This is a genomic window from Kaistia defluvii (assembly GCF_040548815.1).
GTDB classification, from domain to species: Bacteria; Pseudomonadota; Alphaproteobacteria; order Rhizobiales; family Kaistiaceae; genus Kaistia; species Kaistia defluvii_A.
Map to the genome: position 1 here is coordinate 400,105 of NZ_JBEPSM010000001.1, position 17,989 is coordinate 418,093.

The 17,989-nt window shown below is 65.4% G+C and carries 19 protein-coding genes; 7 read left to right on the forward strand and 12 right to left on the reverse strand.

Going from position 1 to position 17,989, the window contains the following annotated elements; all coding sequences use genetic code 11:
- Positions 1 to 53 precede the first annotated feature (53 nt).
- On the reverse strand, positions 54 to 1,508 hold the full coding sequence (locus ABIE08_RS01965) for a DUF1254 domain-containing protein (protein ID WP_354548333.1): 1,455 nt from the start codon (positions 1,506 to 1,508) through the stop codon (positions 54 to 56).
- A 287-nt stretch (positions 1,509 to 1,795) separates the two neighbouring features.
- On the opposite strand from ABIE08_RS01965, the gene ABIE08_RS01970 reads away from it, so the two are divergent.
- Both ABIE08_RS01970 and ABIE08_RS01975 read left to right on the forward strand, forming a co-directional pair.
- Positions 1,796 to 2,215, forward strand: a complete 420-nt coding sequence (locus tag ABIE08_RS01970; RefSeq protein WP_354548335.1) for a VOC family protein — start codon at positions 1,796 to 1,798, stop codon at positions 2,213 to 2,215.
- A 36-nt stretch (positions 2,216 to 2,251) separates the two neighbouring features.
- Positions 2,252 to 2,776 carry an opioid growth factor receptor-related protein gene (locus ABIE08_RS01975; protein WP_354548337.1) on the forward strand — a complete coding sequence of 175 codons (525 nt, stop codon included), beginning with the start codon at positions 2,252 to 2,254 and terminating at the stop codon, positions 2,774 to 2,776.
- 15 nt (positions 2,777 to 2,791) lie between these two features.
- On the opposite strand, the gene uvrC is transcribed toward ABIE08_RS01975, so the two are convergent.
- The gene (uvrC, locus tag ABIE08_RS01980; RefSeq protein WP_436409491.1) at positions 2,792 to 4,840 is read right to left on the reverse strand and encodes an excinuclease ABC subunit UvrC; all 2,049 of its coding nucleotides are present in this window, start codon (positions 4,838 to 4,840) and stop codon (positions 2,792 to 2,794) included.
- Positions 4,804 to 5,568: an SDR family oxidoreductase gene (locus ABIE08_RS01985; protein ID WP_354548339.1), complete on the reverse strand. Its 765-nt coding sequence runs from the start codon at positions 5,566 to 5,568 to the stop codon at positions 4,804 to 4,806. Before ABIE08_RS01985 ends, uvrC begins: the two co-directional genes overlap by 37 nt.
- Before the next feature lie 343 nt (positions 5,569 to 5,911).
- On the opposite strand from ABIE08_RS01985, the gene ABIE08_RS01990 reads away from it, so the two are divergent.
- Positions 5,912 to 6,568 carry an outer membrane protein gene (locus tag ABIE08_RS01990; RefSeq protein WP_354548341.1) on the forward strand — a complete coding sequence of 219 codons (657 nt, stop codon included), beginning with the start codon at positions 5,912 to 5,914 and terminating at the stop codon, positions 6,566 to 6,568.
- A gap of 160 nt (positions 6,569 to 6,728) precedes the next feature.
- Here ABIE08_RS01990 and ABIE08_RS01995 read toward each other — a convergent pair whose 3' ends face one another.
- From ABIE08_RS01995 to ABIE08_RS02010, 4 genes are all read right to left on the reverse strand, one after another.
- A complete protein-coding gene (locus ABIE08_RS01995; protein ID WP_354548343.1) occupies positions 6,729 to 7,574 on the reverse strand; it encodes an inositol monophosphatase family protein in 846 nt (281 codons plus the stop codon).
- 16 nt (positions 7,575 to 7,590) lie between these two features.
- Positions 7,591 to 8,193 carry a glutathione S-transferase N-terminal domain-containing protein gene (locus ABIE08_RS02000; RefSeq protein WP_354548344.1) on the reverse strand — a complete coding sequence of 201 codons (603 nt, stop codon included), beginning with the start codon at positions 8,191 to 8,193 and terminating at the stop codon, positions 7,591 to 7,593.
- A gap of 41 nt (positions 8,194 to 8,234) precedes the next feature.
- Positions 8,235 to 8,837 (reverse strand): ribonuclease T2 family protein, encoded by a 603-nt coding sequence (locus ABIE08_RS02005; protein ID WP_436409533.1) that lies wholly within the window; start codon positions 8,835 to 8,837, stop codon positions 8,235 to 8,237.
- Positions 8,838 to 8,899: 62 nt separating this feature from the next.
- On the reverse strand, positions 8,900 to 9,364 hold the full coding sequence (locus ABIE08_RS02010) for a hypothetical protein (protein WP_354548348.1): 465 nt from the start codon (positions 9,362 to 9,364) through the stop codon (positions 8,900 to 8,902).
- Positions 9,365 to 9,538: 174 nt separating this feature from the next.
- On the opposite strand from ABIE08_RS02010, the gene ABIE08_RS02015 reads away from it, so the two are divergent.
- Positions 9,539 to 10,519, forward strand: a complete 981-nt coding sequence (locus tag ABIE08_RS02015; protein ID WP_354548350.1) for a glutathione S-transferase family protein — start codon at positions 9,539 to 9,541, stop codon at positions 10,517 to 10,519.
- 4 nt (positions 10,520 to 10,523) lie between these two features.
- On the opposite strand, the gene ABIE08_RS02020 is transcribed toward ABIE08_RS02015, so the two are convergent.
- The 3 genes from ABIE08_RS02020 to ABIE08_RS02030 form a co-directional block, all read right to left on the reverse strand.
- On the reverse strand, positions 10,524 to 11,393 hold the full coding sequence (locus ABIE08_RS02020) for a 23S rRNA (adenine(2030)-N(6))-methyltransferase RlmJ (RefSeq protein ID WP_436409534.1): 870 nt from the start codon (positions 11,391 to 11,393) through the stop codon (positions 10,524 to 10,526).
- An 85-nt stretch (positions 11,394 to 11,478) separates the two neighbouring features.
- Entirely contained in the window at positions 11,479 to 11,928 is a 450-nt protein-coding gene (locus ABIE08_RS02025) for a host attachment family protein (RefSeq protein WP_354548353.1), read from the reverse strand.
- A gap of 146 nt (positions 11,929 to 12,074) precedes the next feature.
- Complete coding sequence (locus tag ABIE08_RS02030) at positions 12,075 to 12,572, reverse strand: GFA family protein (protein ID WP_354548355.1); 498 nt, start codon at positions 12,570 to 12,572, stop codon at positions 12,075 to 12,077.
- Between the two features lie 195 nt (positions 12,573 to 12,767).
- Here ABIE08_RS02030 and ABIE08_RS02035 point away from each other — a divergent pair, with 195 nt between their 5' ends.
- Positions 12,768 to 14,039, forward strand: coding sequence for an MgtC/SapB family protein (locus ABIE08_RS02035; protein WP_354548357.1), 1,272 nt, complete (start codon positions 12,768 to 12,770; stop codon positions 14,037 to 14,039).
- An 8-nt stretch (positions 14,040 to 14,047) separates the two neighbouring features.
- On the opposite strand, the gene purN is transcribed toward ABIE08_RS02035, so the two are convergent.
- Both purN and purM read right to left on the reverse strand, forming a co-directional pair.
- The gene (gene purN, locus ABIE08_RS02040) at positions 14,048 to 14,710 is read right to left on the reverse strand and encodes a phosphoribosylglycinamide formyltransferase (protein WP_354548358.1); all 663 of its coding nucleotides are present in this window, start codon (positions 14,708 to 14,710) and stop codon (positions 14,048 to 14,050) included.
- Positions 14,711 to 14,712: 2 nt separating this feature from the next.
- Positions 14,713 to 15,786 carry a phosphoribosylformylglycinamidine cyclo-ligase gene (gene purM / locus ABIE08_RS02045; protein WP_354548360.1) on the reverse strand — a complete coding sequence of 358 codons (1,074 nt, stop codon included), beginning with the start codon at positions 15,784 to 15,786 and terminating at the stop codon, positions 14,713 to 14,715.
- A gap of 307 nt (positions 15,787 to 16,093) precedes the next feature.
- Here purM and ABIE08_RS02050 point away from each other — a divergent pair, with 307 nt between their 5' ends.
- Entirely contained in the window at positions 16,094 to 17,185 is a 1,092-nt protein-coding gene (locus ABIE08_RS02050; protein ID WP_354548362.1) for an AI-2E family transporter, read from the forward strand.
- 26 nt (positions 17,186 to 17,211) lie between these two features.
- Positions 17,212 to 17,916 carry a DnaA ATPase domain-containing protein gene (locus ABIE08_RS02055; protein WP_354548364.1) on the forward strand — a complete coding sequence of 235 codons (705 nt, stop codon included), beginning with the start codon at positions 17,212 to 17,214 and terminating at the stop codon, positions 17,914 to 17,916.
- The last annotated feature ends 73 nt before the right edge of the window (positions 17,917 to 17,989 follow it).

Below are 17,989 nucleotides of genomic sequence, written 5' to 3' on the forward strand. Positions count from 1 at the left end.
GAACGAAAAGGGCGAGGCAGCCGGTGCCTCGCCCTTTCTTTTTGCCGTGGCCGCTATTGCGGCAGCGCGCGGGTGGGCTCGGCGAGGGTGACCGCCGGCGGAGCCCATCGGCCGGTCAGGACGGCGCCCTGGGGCGCATAGAGGCGCATTGTCAGGTTGAACGGCCCCTTGGGAGCGGGCAGCCAGTTGGCTTCCTTGTCCTTGCCGGGGCTTTCGTTCTGGAAATAGAGCTCCAGCGAGCCGTCTGCATCCTTGACGAAGGGCATCCAGCTCGACACGGCGGAACGGTTGAGCGGGTTGACGACCGGGAAGCCTTCCGGGTCATACAGGGTAACAGACCAGAAGGCGTCTACCGGCGGTTCCTGGCCCGCCTCGAAATGCAGGACGTAGTTGTTCGCGCCATCCAGCGGCTTGCCTGTGGAATCGCCGAGATTGATCGGGTAGATGGCATCCTCCGGCAGATTGGCGCCAAGCCCGAACTGCGCGACCATCGCCCGCTTCAGGTAATAGTTGCCGTAGACGCCCATCGTGTCGGTGTTCAACGACCAGCCGTTCTCGACCGGGGCCAGCGTCTTCATTTTCCACGCCATCAGCTTCTGCGCATCTTTCGGCGCCGCCATCAGGGCTGCCTGCACGTCCGGCGGAAGCTTGGCGAAGTCGAAGGGCTGGCCGGGCACGATGCCGATCTTGGCGAGATTGGCGACCATCGGCTGATCGGTCATGTGCGGCGGGTGCAGCTTGAGCAGCTCCGCCGCATAGGCGAAGTACTGGTCGCCGGGCATGCCATCGATCGTCTGCTTGGGCGGGGTCTTCATGTCGATCTTGGGATCGATCTTCACGGCCTCGGCCTTCGGCGACTGGCCCCATTGCGACAGCGGCACGACCTTGTAGCCGGCCTGGATCTTGTGCACGGCGTCATAGTCCGACGGGCCGTCCGTCTTGGTGCGGCCGATGAGCCAGACATAGGGCGTTGGCGCCTCCAGCCGCACGGTATCCTTGGGCAGCTTGAACTCCGTCAGCCAGTTTTCCTTGAGATCCGGCCGCCAGCCGGGCGGCGTCACCAGATAGTTGGCGGCCTCCGTGCCCGTCGTGCGCCAGCCGGGCGACGCGAAAACGTCCGTCCACATGTCGAGCATGGGGAGCAGGAAATAGCGGCCATCCGTATTGGGGCTCGATAGCACCACCGGCTCCTGCGTCATGTCCAGCCAGGCGATGGAGTAGAGCGTGTCGAAATTGGGCCGCACGACGCCCCTGAATTCGGCCGGGGGAAACTCCGGGACATTGACGACGGTGTTCATCGGTCCGCGGCCCAGCTCCTTGCCGGACTCGACATTGGTGCTTTGCTGGCGGGTCAGATCCATCGTGATCAGCGGATAGAAATAGAGATAGGCGTCCGCCGCGATGGCGCGGGCCTGATCGCTGGTAAGCGCGGCCTCGGCCTGTGCGGAGGGCGGCGCGGCGGCTGCCAGCGCAGCCCCCAGTGTCGCCGCAAGAAGGGAGATACGCATCGCACAGACCTGCTTTCTCCGCTTGGTGCGGACTTTGGGTTGAAGGATCGAGGCGTGTATATTTGGCGATGCATTCCGTTGCGTCGAGTAAATTCGTTTTGAGGTGCGCGTATGCTTGGAAATATATTTAGAAAGGAAGTTTTCCTTATTTAAGATGTCTGGTTTGACACGTGACGGTGCCTGTCTTTGCTTCTGGATGGCGGCTCGCGTGGAACGATCCGGCATCTGGGCGGATTGGGATAGCGCGCAGACGTGTTTGGTCTGGCCAACGGAATTGGGAGGGAGTGATGGTTCAGGTTGTCGGGATCGATCATCTTGTCATTCGCGTCAGTGATTTCGAGCGATCGAAGGCGTTCTATGACCGGCTCTTCACGTTTCTCGGCTTCGAGGTGTTGGGCGAGTATGGCGACGCAATCGGCTGGACCAATGGCAAAACCCGCTTCTGGATCGGCGAGGCGGATGAGGAAGGCAAGAAGCATCCGCACCGCATCGGCAATATCGGCTTTCATCACTACGCGTTTGAACTGCGAAGCCGGAAGGATGTTGATGATCTAGAGGCCTTCTTGAAGCGGGAGAACGTTCCCATCGTCGACCCTGCTGCCGAATATTACGAGGATTACTACGCGGTATTCTTCCTCGATCCGGACGGGCTGAAGCTGGAAGGTATGAAATATGGCGAACGAGGATCGGCCGACGGCGATGGATGAGGCCCGTGGCCGGAAAGCCCGGCGGGAGCCCCTGGCATGACCGAGTCAGCTTTGGTGAGCTTCCATGCCGATGTGGCGACCGACAGCCGGGGCCGGCGGATCCAGGAGATCCTCGACTGGGACGACGACCAGTTGGAACGGGTCCATGATTATATCCAATGGCTCTTTCCGCTGACCGAACGGAGCGCTTTCAATCCCGGTGCGCCTATCCTCACCGCGACGGATATTGCGGCCTTCCGCCAGCGCCCAGACCTTCGGGCGTCCCTCCACAAGGCCTTCCTCCGCCTGCTCGCCTTTTACGGCTTCGCCGAAACTACGGGCGAACCCGATCTAAGCATCGTCCGGGCGCCCGACTTCCCGCGCCGGGCGCAGAGCTGGGCGAGGCCGGGCAACCACAATTTGCTGCGCATTAGCCGCATTCTCCGCGCCATGACCCAATTGGGGTTGGAGCGCGAAGCACAGGCCTTCCTGGCGGCGCTCGAAGCGCTGAATGCGGAAGACCCGGCCAGGTTTGGCGTCGTGACGTTGCGCTACTGGCGGAATGCGGTCTCGCCGGGCTGACGAGAGCGTCGCGGGCTAGCCGGACCGATCGCCATTGTCGTGGAAGAAATCATAGATCGCGCGCGCCATCTGTTCGGAAATGCCGGGCACGCCGAGCAGATCCGGCACGCTGGCCCGGCCGACGGCCTTGGCCGTTCCGAAATGGGCGAGCAGGGCGCGCTTGCGCGTCGGACCGATGCCGTCGATCTCGTCCAGCGGGCTCTTGGTGAGCGCGACCTTGCGCTTGGCGCGATGCGTGCCGATGGCGAAGCGGTGGGCTTCGTCGCGCAGCCGTTGAACGAAATAGAGCACCGGGTCGCGCGGCTGCAGCATGAAAGCCTCGCGACCGGGCACGAAGAATTTCTCGCGGCCTGCGTCGCGGTCCGGTCCCTTGGCGATTCCGATTAGCGGCACCTGGTCGGTCAGTCCCAGTTCGTCGATGATCGATTTCGCCGCCGACAACTGGCCCTGTCCGCCATCGATGAACACCAGGTCCGGCCAGGGGCCGAACCCGTCTTCGTCGCGTGGCGCCGCTTCGCGCGAGCCGGCTTCCTTGACGAGGCGGGAGAAGCGTCGGGTCAGCACTTCGCGCATCATGCCGAAATCGTCGCCCGGCGTGATGTCCTCCGAGCGGATGTTGAACTTGCGGTACTGGTTCTTCACGAAGCCGTTCGGCCCGGCGACGATCATGCCGCCGACCGCGTTGGTGCCCATGATGTGGCTGTTGTCATAGACCTCGATCCGGCGCGGCGGGCTTTCGAGGCCGAACGCGGCGGCGACGCCTTCCAGAAGGCGCGCCTGGCTGGACGTTTCCGCCAGATTGCGGCCGAGCGCCTCGCGCGCATTCAGCAGCGCATGATCGACGAGGTCCTTCTTCTCGCCGCGTTTCGGAACGGCGATCTCGACCTTGTGCCCGGCATGCTCGGAAAGCGCCGCGGCGATCAGCTCCATTTCCTCGACCTCATGGCTGAGGAGGATAAGCGAGGGCACGGGCTTGTCTTCGTAGAACTGCGCAAGGAACGCGCCGAGGATTTCGGCCGCGTCGAGGCTCTTGTCGGCGCGGGGATAGAAGGCGTGGTTGCCCCAGTTCTGGCCGGTGCGGAAGAAGAACACCTGCACGCAGTTCTGGCCGCCTTCCTGATGCACCGCCAGCACGTCGGCCTCGTCGACCGATTGCGGATTGATGCCCTGGTGCGACTGGACATGCGACAGCGCGGCAATGCGGTCGCGATAGATGGCGGCGCGCTCGAAATCGAGGTCGGCGCTGGCCGATTCCATGGCGCGGGCGAGGTCGGTCTTGATGACGGACGACTTGCCAGTCAGGAAGCCCTTGGCCTCGCGCACGAGCTCCGCATAGTCATCGAGCGCGATCTCGCCGGTGCAGGGCGCCGAGCAGCGCTTGATCTGGAACAGCAGGCAGGGCCGCGTCCGGCTTTCATAGACCGAATCCGTGCAGGTGCGGATCAGGAATGCCCGCTGCATGGCATTCATCGTCGTGCCCACCGCGCCTGCGGAGGCGAAGGGGCCGAAATATTCGCCGCCACGGCTGCGCGCGCCGCGATGCTTCACCAGCTGCGGCGCTTCGTGGTCGGTGATCAGGATATAGGGAAACGACTTGTCGTCGCGCAGCAGCACATTGTAGCGCGGGCGCAGGCGCTTGATCAGGTTCGCTTCCAGCAGCAGCGCTTCCGTCTCGGTCCGCGTCGTGACGAATTCCATCGTCGCGGTCTGCTGGATCATGCGGATGATCCGGTTCGACTGCATGCCGATGCGCGTGTAGCTGGTGACGCGCTTCTTGAGGTTCCGCGCCTTGCCGACATAGAGCACGTTGCCGCTCTGGTCGAACATCCGGTAGACGCCGGGCGCATTGGGCAGGCGCGTGACGAAATCCGCAATCACCGACGCGCCCTGGCCACGCGACAGGAATTCGCCGCCCGCCTCGAAGGCGGTCTCGGCCGATGGCGCTTCTTCCGGCGCGACCGGGATCGCGGCGGAATCGCCTTCGATCTCGGGCTCGGGCTTGTCGATATCGTGGGGAGGCAGGGTGTTCACTCGTTGATGCCTACGACGTCCGGCGTTTCCCATGCAAGATGCTGCCCGCCATCGAGCGCGATCATCTGGCCGGTGATGGAACGTGTTTCATACAGATATCGTATCGTCCGACCGAATTCGCAAAGGTCGGGTCCGTGACGCAACAGCACGGCTTCCGCCTGCTTGCGGAATTCGGCCGGATCCTGGCGCGGCGAGGGCAGGGTGGGGCCCGGCCCGATGGCATTGACGCGGATGCGCGGCGCCAGCGCCTGGGCCAGCGTCCGGGTCGCGGTCAGCAGGCCGGATTTCGACAGCTGATAGGAAACGAAGTGTGGCGTCGTCTTCCAGGCGCGCTGGTCGATCATGTTGACGACAAGTCCGTCCCGGTCGGCCGGAAGCTGGGCGGCGAAGGCGTCGGCCAGGAAGACAGGCGCGGCAAGGTTGACCGCCATCTGGCGCTGGAAGCGCGCCGGCTCGAGCGAGCCGATGCCGTCCGCCTCGAAGATCGAGGCATTGTTGACGAGCAGCGTCAACGGTCCGAGCGCCGCGGCAGCCTTGGCCGGCAAGGCGCGCGCGGCGTCGAGATCGGCGAGGTCCGCGGTGACCACGGCGGCGCGGCCGCCCTGTTTGCGGACATCCTCGGCCAGCGCCTCGGCCACGGCGACTGAGCTTCGGCAATGGATGGCGACGGCAAAGCCGTTTTTCGCGAGGTCCTCGACGATGGCGCGCCCGATTCGCCGCGCGCCACCGGTGACCAGCGCGATGCCCTTTTCGTCCGTCATTCTGCCTGCCGATCGTGCGAATCCATGGGACTGCGAAGATAGGGTGGCGCGGCCATTTCGGTAAGCCTTCATTAGGCTTGGTTAAATGTGGTCAACACCTGCGTCGACACCATGTCAGAGGGGTTAACGCGAAAAGGTTCCATTCGCTAAAATTGTCGTTAAATCAGGTGGTTAACACCGATTTGCGTGATTTTGGCAACGCTGGCCGAATGCCCCGAACATGCCGCAATTCCTGTCATGTTCTGCCGCAATGACAGGGTTAATTCGGACCATCGGATCGGGGGCAGAAAGTCGCTCCCGGATCAAGTTTTGTAAGTTCAGTTTAGTAAGCATGGAGACTAAGATGCTGCGTATCCGCACCCTCTCCCTCGGCGCTCTGGCGCTCGCTCTTTCGGCAGCCCCGGTTCTGGCTGCGGATCTCACCTACGAGCCGGCCCCGGCTCCGATGGCTCCGGCCGCGCAGGCATTCAGCTGGACCGGCCCGTATGTCGGCGCCCTGGTCGGCTACGGCTGGTCCTCCAGCGATGCCAACTCGCTCGGCGCTTTCGGCAGCGTGAACGGCGACGGCTTCAAGGGCGGCCTCTATGCAGGCTACAACTTCGACATGGGCAACCAGTGGGTTGTCGGTGCTGAAATCGACGCCAACCTCGATGACGTCAGCGGCTACAACGCCCTCGGCGGCTTCCGTCAGAAGTGGGACGGCACGGCCCGCGCTCGCGTCGGTTACGCCTTCGACCGTTACCTCGCTTACGGCACCGGTGGTGCAGCGATCTCGGGCGCCAAGGCTTCGGTCAACGGTGCTGGTTCGGACGATCAGACCCACATGGGTTGGACCGTTGGCGCCGGCGTTGAGGCCCAGGTCTGGAACAACGTCACCGCTCGCGTCGAATACCAGTACGCTTCCTACGGCAAGGAACACTACGACATCGGCGGCCCGGGCGGCACCGACATCGACTTCAGCACCAACACGATCCGTGCTGGCGTTGGCGTGAAGTTCTAAGATCGGTTCTTCCGAACCTGATCAAAACGCCGGCGGGGCAACCCGCCGGCGTTTTTTTGTTTTGGCGGCGTTATCCGGTGTTCTGGTTGGCTCACCTGCCCAAACAAAAAGAGCCCCGGCGATGCCGGGGCTCTTTCGTCTGTCGGATGGTCCCGGCCGATCAGGCGCGGGCATATTCCGTGCCGGCGAACAGGGCCGCCTGCAGCGCATGCCAGCTTTCCTCGTCCGGCGCGCAGAGCAGGCCGCCTTCGCGATGCGTCGGCAGGTAGGCGCTGCCGTCGAAGCGGGCGGAATAGCCGCCGGCCTCCTGATGGATCAGCCAGCCCGCGACGTGGTCCCAGACGGTCAGCTTGGCATAGAGACCGAAATGGCTGTTGCCGCCGGCCAGCATCCGGTACTCGTGCGCGGCGCAGCGATAGCCGGCTGCAGAGCGGGTTGACGCCAGATTGGCGCAGACCTGCGAACGCAGCGGTTCCGGCAGCAGGGACCAGGACGCGGTGCCCGACATCTGGGGAACCGGCTTCGCGGCCGCGACCTGGAGGTCGTTGCGCTCGCCGCTGGCATTCTCCGTCCAGGCGCCTTCCCCGCGAATGGCCGTGGTCCAGTCGCCGCCGATCGGGTCCAGGATGACGCCGCCGACCGCCTCGCCGCGAACCACAACGCCGGCCATGACTCCGAACAGGGTGAGCCCAGAGGCAAAATTCTTGGTGCCATCGACGGGGTCGACGATAAAGGCGAGTTCGGCGCCGTCGAGCCGGTCGAGCAGCGCCTCATCCGCCGATACCGCCTCTTCGCCGATGACCACGGCGCCCGGAAATGCCTTGTTCAACGCGGCGGTGATCATCCGCTCCGCCGCCTCGTCGGCGTCGGTGACGAGGTCTTCGGCCGAAGTCTTCTGGCGGATCGCCCCGGCGCTCAGATGCCGGAAGCGCGGCAGGATCTCGGCTTCCGCAGCGTCGTGCAGGATCCGGGCGACCGTCTGGGCATCGCCCACTGAAAAGCTCATGGAATTCTCCGGGGGATCAGGATGGGAAGCGCGTCAGCTCGAAGCTCGGGACGCGGGCGGCGAAGTCGTCGAGGAAGGCGACCAGCCGGGGATGGGTGGCGCGCCAGGCGCCCTCGAAGCGAAGGTCTAGATAGCCAAGCGCACAGGCGAGCGCGATCGAACCGACATGAACCGCTCCATGGAAGGCATGGGCCTCGGCGGCGGCGAGGCCACGATCGACCTTGCCTTGCTGATGTGTCGTCCATTTGACGCTCTGCTGCGCCGGGTCGCGCCAGCGGCTCTCATAGACCTGGAGCAGCGCGGCGTCGGCGATGCCATCGGCCAGCGCCTGCGCCGCCAGAACCGGATAGCGCGTCGCGGCATCGGCCGGGATGATCTTTGCGCCGCCGGCCAGGTGATCGAGATATTCGACGATGACGCGGGAATCGTAGAGCACCGTGCCGTCCTCGAGTATCAGCGCCGGGATCTTGCCGAGCGGGTTCTGCTGCCGGAGCACCTCGTTCGGATCTGCCGTATCGGCGGCGACGATGTCGATTCGGTCCATCAGTCCGAGATGATGGGCGGCGATCTTGACCTTGCGCCCGAACGGGGAGGCGGGCGAACTGCGCAGCACGAGCAAAGCGAGGGTCCTTGTCGGATTGGGGAAAGTGTCCTGCCGGCCTAGCGGACCGGCGGCATGACGAGGCTGTTGTTGCGGCAGGCCTTGCGGTCCACCTCGGCGCAATCGCGGAAGCGGAGATCCTTCGTCAGGCAGACGCGCACTTCCTTCAGCCGCCGCGAATCGCAGCTGACGGCGATGCCGCTGGCCTTGAGGCCGGGATTGGCGGCGATGAAGGCGGCCTCGACGTCGCGGGGCGAGACCGTCAGATAATCCGGCAGGTCGACAAACTGGCGCGGGATCCGCACGGCATCATGCGCCTGGCGGGTCAGGTCGAAATAATCCGAAGGCTCCAGGCCGGAGCAGGAGCCGTGCGTTCGCCATTCATGTCGCACGAGAGACGGACTCGGCATCACGTCGAGCATGCTGTCGACGAGGCGGCGCGGCAATCCGCTGCGCGGACCCACATCGCAATCGCGCGGCGAGCCGCGTTCATATTGCGGCCAGAGGCCATGCACGACAAAGGCGAAGGGACGGGGGCCGCCGCACTGGATGCGGTCGGAGCGCCCGCGGTCCTGGCAATAGGTCGGCGACCATGACAGCGACAGAACGTAAAAATCGAAATCGCCCGGCGTGTCGGCAGACGCCGGCACGCCCGCTGTCATCCAGGCGGATAGGGCGAGAAAAACCGCCAACAGGCCACCGACGGCCCGCGAGCGTGGCACGCTCAATACCGGCCCGGACGAACCGTGCGGCACCAGCCGTCATGGACGCGCCACGGATCCTGGCCCGCGACGCAGAAATCGACATACCAGCCGATCGAGGCGAAGCCCATGCGCTCCTCGATCAGGTAGTAGACGGCGGTCGGGCGGACATTGTCGGCGATATAGACGTCGGCCTTGCAGAAGCGGCGGTCGATCAGGCCCGGATCGCCCGGCCGGAACTGCGTCTCGGTGATCGATGCCACTTCGCGGAAGGCGAGGTTGTTGCCCCAGGTATGGGTGTTGGCCCAGTGATAGCGCTCGGCGATGTTGGACATCACCTTCGGCGAGTCGCAGGGCGGCACGGTGCCACGATCCCAGCCGCGCCGGACCTCCGGGGTGTAGCCGCCATCATAGTCGGCCGCGAGGGCGGCGCTGGAGCCGGCAAGGGCGGCGACAAAGGCGAGGGCAGCTGCGAGGCGACGGATCATGATTGCGATTCCCCAGAGGACGCTTTGCAGGACGATGCGTCACAGCCGCCATTATGGTCAAGCATTCAGGGGGCCGGATCGGGCAGGGTGGTGAACAGAGAGTCGCCGTGTGGAGTGCTGGCAACAACCCCCGTTTGAGCCGATATGAGGCGCAACAAGGAATGGAGCACGGATATGGGCCTTCTGGTCGACGGAGTTTGGCAGGATCAATGGTACGACACCCGCAACACGGGCGGTCGCTTCCAGCGTAGCGCCGCGGGCTTTCGCAACTGGGTGACGGCGGATGGCAGCCCGGGCCCGACGGGCCGGGGCGGCTTCAAGGCCGAGGCCGGGCGCTATCACCTCTACATCGCCCGGGCCTGTCCCTGGGCCCACCGCGTCATGATCTTCCGCGCCCTGAAGGGCCTTGAGAAGATGATCGACTATTCCGTCGTCAACTGGCTGATGGCCGAGAACGGCTGGACCTTCGCCCCGGGCGAGGGCGTCACCGAAGACAAGATCAACGGCTTCGAGTTCCTGCATCAGGTCTACACCAAGGCGGATCCGGACTATTCGGGCCGCGTCACCGTGCCGGTGCTCTGGGACAAGCAGACCGGCACGATCGTCAGCAACGAATCCTCCGAAATCATCCGGATGATGAACTCGGCGTTCGACGGCATCGGCGCCCGGAAGGGTGACTATTATCCTGAGGCACTGCGTCCCGAGATCGACGCGCTCAACGCCCGCATCTACGACACCGTCAACAACGGCGTCTACAAGGCCGGCTTCGCCACCAGCCAGTCGGCCTATGAGGAAGCGATCCACCCGCTCTTCGCCAGCCTCGATTGGCTGGAGGGATTGCTGTCCCAGCAGCGCTACCTGGCCGGCGACCGGCTGACTGAGGCGGACTGGCGGCTGTTCACGACGCTGCTGCGCTTCGACCCCGTCTATGTAGGCCACTTCAAGTGCAACCTGCGCCGGCTGGTCGATTATCCCGCGCTCTGGTCCTACACGCGCGAGCTCTACCAGATGGACGGCATCCGCGAGACGGTCGATTTCGACCACATCAAGCGGCACTATTACGAGAGCCACAAGACGATCAACCCGACCGGCATCGTGCCGCTCGGCCCGATCCTGGATTTCGACGAAAGGCCGGATCGCGCCTTCGCAGCGTGATCCGCTAGGTCTCGCCGCGGATCCACCAGACGCGGCGGCCTGCCTTGTCGGTCTCGCCCAGAATGGGGGCGAGGCCGGTCAGCAGCGTGTCGAGCGTGCGGTCGAGCTGCCAGGGCGGATTGCAGATGACGATGCCCGTGCCGTTGAAGGTGTCGGGCGTCGTCCGCTCGCGCACCCAGAGCTCGGCCCCGAGAATCTTGGTGATTCCGCTCTCGGCCAACCGCTTGTGGAAATTCGCGACCGCGCCGATATCCTTGATCGGATACCAGAGCGCGTAGATGCCTGTCGGCCAGCGCTGATAGGCCTTTTCGAAACGCTCAAACATCGTCTTGAATTCGTCGGGCTGCTCGAAGGGCGGGTCGATCAGGAGGAGGCCGCGACGCTCCTTGGGCGGCACGAAGGAGCCCAGCGCCAGCCAGCCGTCGAGTTCGATCGCCTTGACCTGGATGTCGCCCGCGAACAGCGCCGCCAGCGTCGCATGGTCGGCGGGATGCATCTCGACGGCGGTCAGCCGGTCGGTATCGCGCAGCAGGTGCCGCACGAGCCAGGGCGAGCCCGGATAGTGCTTCAGCTTGCCGTTGGGATTGGCGGCAGCGATCGTAGCCAGATAGGGCGCTAGCGCCTCGGCGAGCTTGCGGGAAAGGTCGATGGCCGGCTTGCCATCGCCGCGCAGCAGCTTGCCGATGCCGCCCTGCCATTCGCCGGTCTTGCCCGCCTCGGTGGCCGTCAGGTCATAGAGACCGATGCCGGCATGGGTGTCGATCACCCGGAACGGCTTGTCCTTGGCCTTGAGGTGCTCGAGGAGCAGCGCGAGGATGGCGTGCTTGACGACATCGGCGAAATTTCCGGCGTGATAGGCGTGGCGATAGTTCATGGCCACGGTGTTGGCATTGGCCGGGCGGCGGTGCAAGGCCCATTCCGGCCAGGGCATGCACTTATCAGCACCGCCGCGCCGGCGATCAGGCGGCGAGCAGGCGCTGGATCTCGTCCACGGGTGTCGAGGTAAGGGTCTTCGGCACCTCGCCATGGATGCGGTCGCTGACCTGCTTGTGGAAAGTCTGCCGCAGCATGCCGAGCGTCTTGGGCGGCGCGACGATCACCAGTTCCTCGAAGTCGCCGGCAAGGGCGGCTCGATAGAGCGCCTCAGCGATCGTCGTGGCGAACTTCTGCTCTTCCAGCGTGTGCCAATCCGTCTGCTCCACCGAACTGCGAGCGGAGCCCACGCTCTGCATGACGCGGCCCGGCCGGTCGGTGCCTTGCTCATGCGTCGACGGGTTATCCGCGCCGTCCAGGATCCGCTCGACGACCAGGTCCAGCGCCTGCGGCGTGCCGCGATTGCGCAGGAAGAGCGCCTTGCGCCCGTCGCCGACCAGGATCAGGGCGTTATGGTGGATGAGAAAATCGGGCATGAGACACCTTCCTGCGGGGATCATTGCGGGCAAGCGCCCCCCGGAGAGGGAGGGTGCTTGTCACGCCAACGCACCCTTCGCCGTTGGGTTGCGGCATTATGGTCGGAGCCGGTGCCGACGGACACCGCAAATCGCGCCGCCCTGGATCAGCTTTGCGTGTTCGCCGGTAGTCTATCCGGCGCCGCCCATGTCGCCGCATAGCCGGCGATCATCTCGCCATAGGCGTCGTCCGGCGGCAGCGCCGCGAAGCTGCGCTCGGCCGGCGTCGTCGCCCAGGCCAGCTTCTCGCTCGTCCACGTCTCCATGTAGGGGACGAACCAGCTGGGGTCGTCGAGCATGGTGGGCCGGAGGTTGACGAAGAAGTCGATCCCATCCGGCCGAGTGAACATCCACGTCATGCAATGTCCGCAGAAATAGTGCTTCGGCGCACCATGCAGGCCCCCGATGACGGGCTCCCCTTGGGTCACCTCGAAGGCTTCGCTGGGGATGGCTGCGGAAAGCGAATAGGCGCTCGACGACATCTTCTGGCAGCCGGTGCAGTGGCAGGCCATGGTCAGCAATGGCCGTGCCGTGATCCGCAGCCGCACCGCGCCGCAGCGGCAGCCGCCCTCCTGGATGAAAGGCTCACTCGAACTCATGCTCATGGTCTCCTCCTTCGGTCGTCGTCATGACAGGCGAGGGGAAAACCGCCGTCAAGCGCGCGATGGCCTTTCGCCGGCAGCGGTTGGATCCTGTGCAGGGGCAATCACGCTGGCGAGGGCACATGCCATGCGCCATCGTGAGGTTCTGTATGGCGGCTGCTATGATGGGTCGCGTCGATACCGTGCGGGAGAAGGCGTGTGGATGAGTTCGAGCCGTTCTACCGGCTGGCGGTGTCCGCCGCGATCGGCTTGACCGTCGGCATAGAGCGTCATTGGCGCGAGCGGGAGGCGGCACCCGGCCAGCGAACCGCGGGTATCCGCACCTTCGCATTGATCGGAATGCTGGGCGGAGCTGCCGGCCTGATCGAGGCCGCGCTGCCGAGCGGCGGTACGCCGGGTGTGGTGGTCGCCGCGGTTTTCGTCGCCTTTGCCGGAATTTTCGCATTCTACAAATGGCGGGAGGCGCAGGCGGAGTTCGACTTCAGCGTGACGACGGTGGTCGCCGCGATGGTCACCTATCTGTTCGGGGCGCTGGCCGTGGTCGGGGATCTGCGGCTGGCGGCAGCCGGTGCTGTCACGCTTACCGCGATCCTCGCGAGCCGCGAGGCGCTGCATCACTTCATCGAGCGCATGAGCTGGGTCGAGCTTCGGTCGGCGATCATCCTGCTGGCAATGAGCTTCGTCATCCTGCCCCTGCTGCCGGAAGCGCCATTCGGACCCTTCGGCGGCATCTCGCTGCGGGCGGTCTGGTCGCTCGCCATCCTGCTCGCCGCGATCTCCTATGCTGGCTACATCGCGATTCGTGTCCTCGGCTCGGGGCGTGGCGAACTGGCGGCGGGCGCGGCGGCCGGGCTTGTCTCGTCAACCGCCCTGACGCTTGGCAATGCCCGGCAGGCCGCCAACGGCGGGGACGCACGCCGGCTGGCTGCCGGCGCGGCGGTCGCGGGCGGCGTTTCCTATGTCCGGACGGCCGTACTGGCGATCGCGCTGGTGCCCGCGCTTGCCTCGCTGCTGCTGCCGCCGCTTGTGATCGGCGCGCTCGCCATGGCCGCCGGAGCCGCCTGGCTCATGCGCGGACCCATCGTGGCGCAGCAGGACATGGAGCCAATCGGCAATCCCTTCGAGATCGCGGGCGTTCTGAAGGTCGCGCTGTTCCTCGCCGCGATCGGCTTTGCGGTTCGGGCGGCGTCTTCCGTGTTTGGCTCTGCCGGCATCATCGCCGCGTCGGCACTGGCCGGCATTGCCGATGTCGATGCCGCCACGGTCACGGTGACAGGGCTTCTGTCGCTCGATCCTGTCATTGGGGCTACGGCGATCATCGCGGCGGTGGCGGCCAATACGGTCGCGAAGGCCATCTATGCGCTGATCATTGGTGGCGGGCGGTTTGCTCGCCTGTTCGGCGCGATCTCCGCCGTCACGCTTATGCTCGGCGCGGCCGCTTTCTGGCTGGCCCGTGCGCTGGTCGGGTGAGAGTTCCCTCAGCCGCCGAAACGCGGGCTGACGAGCATGCCGGCGAGATCGGCGGGCAGGTCGCCCTGCATCACCAGCCGTTCGTGTTCGACGGAGGCGAGGCCGGATGCGACGAGGGCAAGCGCCAGCGGGTAGAGCTGGTGCTCGGCCGTAAGCACCCGCTTTGACAGCGTGTCCGGCGTATCGTCGAGGGCGATCGGCACGGCGGCCTGGCCGATGATCGGCCCGGAATCCATCTGCGCGCGGACGAAATGCACGGTGCAGCCATGCAGCCGCATGCCGGCTTCGATCGCCCGCTCATGCGTGTGCAGGCCGGGGAAAAGCGGCAGCAGCGACGGATGGATGTTGATCATCCGGTCGCGCCAGCCCTCGACAAAGCCATCCGTCAGCAGCCGCATGAAGCCGGCGAGGCACACGAGGTCGATCGCCTCGGCGCGCAGACGAGCGTCCATGGCAGCGTCGAACTCGGCGCGGCTGCCATAGGCCTTGTGATCGATGACAGCCGTGGCAATGCCGGCCTCGGCGGCACGGGCGAGCCCGCCCGCATCGGCCCGGTTGGAGAGTACCAGCGCGATTTCGGCGGGAAATTCGGGATCCGCGGCCGCCTCGATCAGCGCCGTCATGTTGGAGCCGCGGCCCGAGATCAGGATCGCGACGCGCTTCCTTGCCATGGTCACAGCGCCAGCGCGCCGGAGAACTCGACGCCTTCGCCTGTACGCGGCACCAGCGTGCCCAGCCGCATCACGCTTTCGCCTTCAGCGGCGAGCGCCGCGGTGACGGCTTCGACCGCTTCGGGGCTGACCACCACGATCATGCCGACGCCGCAGTTGAACGTGCGCAGCATCTCGTGCTCGGCAACGCCACCTGTCTTGGACAGCCAGGCGAAGACGGGCGGCACGGTAACCGCGTCGAGATCGACCGAAGCAGCCAGCGCATCCGGCAGCACGCGCGGAATGTTGTCGACGAAGCCGCCGCCGGTGATATGCGCCATCGCCTTGATCGCGCCGGTGGCGCGGATGGCGGCGAGCAACGGCTTCACATAGATGCGCGTCGGCTCGAGCAGGGCGCGGCCGAGCGAAAGCTCCGGCGCGAACGGGGCCGGGGCATCGAAGTCGAGGCCCGAGAGTTCGACGATCTTGCGAACCAGCGAGAAGCCGTTCGAATGCACGCCGGAGGAGGCGAGGCCGAGGAGCACGTCGCCTTCGGCGATATCGGGACGCGGCAGCAGGCCGGTGCGCTCGACCGCGCCCACCGCAAAGCCGGCCAGGTCATAATCGCCCGCCTTGTAGAGGCCGGGCATTTCGGCCGTCTCGCCGCCGATCAGCGCGGCGCCGGCGATCCGGCAACCCTGCGCGATGCCGGCGACGACGGTGGCGGCCTCGGCCGGGTCCAGCTTGCCGGTGGCAAAATAGTCGAGGAAAAACAGCGGCTCCGCGCCCTGCACGATCAGGTCGTTGACGCACATGGCAACGAGGTCGATGCCGACCGTGTCATGGATGCCGGTGTCGATCGCGACCTTCAGCTTGGTGCCGACGCCGTCATTGGCGGCGACGAGCAGCGGATCGGTATAGCCGGCCGCCTTCGGATCGAAGACGCCGCCGAAACCGCCGATATCGGCATCCGCACCCGGCCGGCGGGTCGCCTTGACCAGCGGCTTGATCATATCGACCAGACGGTTGCCGGCGTCGATATCGACGCCTGCGTCGGCGTAGCTGAGGGCGTTTTTGGCGCCGGTCTTTTCGGTCATCGAAGGATCCCGGTTGCTTTCGGCAGGGAGGACCACATCCGCGCCGTCGCCGTCAACCCGGAATCACCGAATGCTCGCAAATGCAGCGTTTTGAGCGGCGTTTTGGCGTCGATAGCGGGGCGCAAAGGGCAGGATCGTTGCGGACGCGGCGCGGACCACTGTCGGCGCGCGTATCGTCCGGATATACCTGTCTATTCGCCGGTTGCGGGCCGCTCGCCTTGACCATCTTGCCATGCACGCTCTATCTGGAGCGCTACGGAGCAGGTGGATTGCCCGCCGACCGATGAGATGAGAGGGCGCCAGCGCCGTGAATCTGCAACGTCAGATCGGATTTTGGCTGGGCGCGCTCCTGGTCTTCATAATTTTCCTCGTTGTGTTCAGCAGCGTTCTCCTGCCGTTCCTGGTCGGCATGGCGGTGGCCTATGGCCTCGATCCGATCGCCGATTGGCTGGAGCGGCGCGGGCTAAATCGCCTCTCGGCCTCCCTGGTTATCCTGGTAGGCTTCATCGTCATCCTGGTGCTGATGGTGGTCCTGATCGTGCCGCTGCTGGTCAACCAGCTCGCCGGGCTGATCGACAAGATCCCGACCTATGCGCAGCAATTGCAGGCTCTGATCCAGGCGTTCCTGCAGACCCGCTTCGGACAGATGCTGCAGGTCGACTCCGGCCAGCTTTCGAATTCCATGGGCACGCTGATGAGCGAGGGCGCCGGCTGGCTGTCGACGCTGCTAAAGTCGCTCTGGAGCGGCGGTTCGGCGCTGGTCGACCTGGCGGCGCTGTTCGTCGTCACGCCGGTCGTCGCCTTCTACATGCTGATCGACTGGGACCGGATGGTGGCGCGGATCGACAGCTGGGTGCCGCGCGACAATGTCGAGACGGTGCGCATGATCGCCCGCGACATCGACCATGCGATCGCCGGTTTCGTGCGCGGGCAGGGCCTCGTCTGCCTCCTGCTCGGCTGCATCTATGCGTTCGGGCTGATGCTGGTCGGGCTGAACTTCGGCCTGCTGATCGGTATCGGCGCTGGCATCCTGTCCTTCATCCCTTATGTCGGGACAACGGTCGGCTTCGTGGTCGGCGTCAGCGTGGCGCTGGTGCAGTTCTGGCCGGACTGGCCGTGGATTGGCGCGACGGTCGTCGTCTTCATGGTCGGACAGTTCATCGAGGGCAACATCCTGCAGCCGCGCTTGGTCGGACGCAGCGTCGGGCTGCATCCGGTCTGGCTGATGTTCGCGCTGTTTGCCTTTGGCGCTCTGTTCGGCTTTGTCGGGCTTCTGGTGGCAGTGCCGGCCGCCGCCGCGATCGCCGTCTTGATGCGCTTTGCCATAGCGCGCTATCTGACCAGCCCGATCTATCGGGGCCGGATGGGCGGTGACGACCAGCCCCCCGCGCTTCCTTGAGCGTCCGTCGTTCGAGCCTGTTCACTATGAGTGATTCCCTGCGGCAGTTGCCGCTTTCGCTGCCGCATAGCGCCGCCATGACGCGTGCGGATTTCATCGTCGGGCGGGCCAACCAGTCCGCCATCGCCCTGATCGACCGCTATCCCGATTGGCCCAATCCCGTGGCGCTCCTCGTCGGCCCGGCGGGCTCGGGCAAGACCCATCTCGGCCAGATCTGGAAAGCTGCGACGGGTGCCGTCGAGATCGCGGCGCGGGATCTTGCCACCGCTGGCCTGGACGATCTGGTGGGCACCCATCCCGTGCTGGTCGAGGATGTGGACGGGGAGGGCGTCTCCCAGACGGCGCTGTTCCACCTGTTCAATCTGGTGCGCGAGCGCCGCGTTTCCGCGCTCTTTACCAGCCGGGTCCCGCTGCAGGCGCTGCCCTTCGACCTGCCCGACCTCGCCTCGCGCCTGCGCTCGGCGGTGCCTGTCGGATTGCTGGAGCCGGATGACGAATTGCTGGCGCGCGTCATCGTCAAGCTGTTCGCCGACCGGCAATTGGCGGTCGATCCCGCCGTCATCGATTTCATCAGCCATCGGATGGAGCGCTCGCTGGGCGCGGCCAATCGGCTTGTCGAACTGCTCGACCGGGAGGCGCTGGCCGCGGGCCGGCCGATCACCCGTCACCTAGCGGCGACCGTGCTGGCGCGCGAAGCCGGCGACGAGCCCGAATTGCCTTTCGACGACTAAAGATCCCGAGAGGCTCTGAGCCTGACGCAATTGTCACAATTCGCGTGTATCCTGTGGGGACAACGCGATTGGA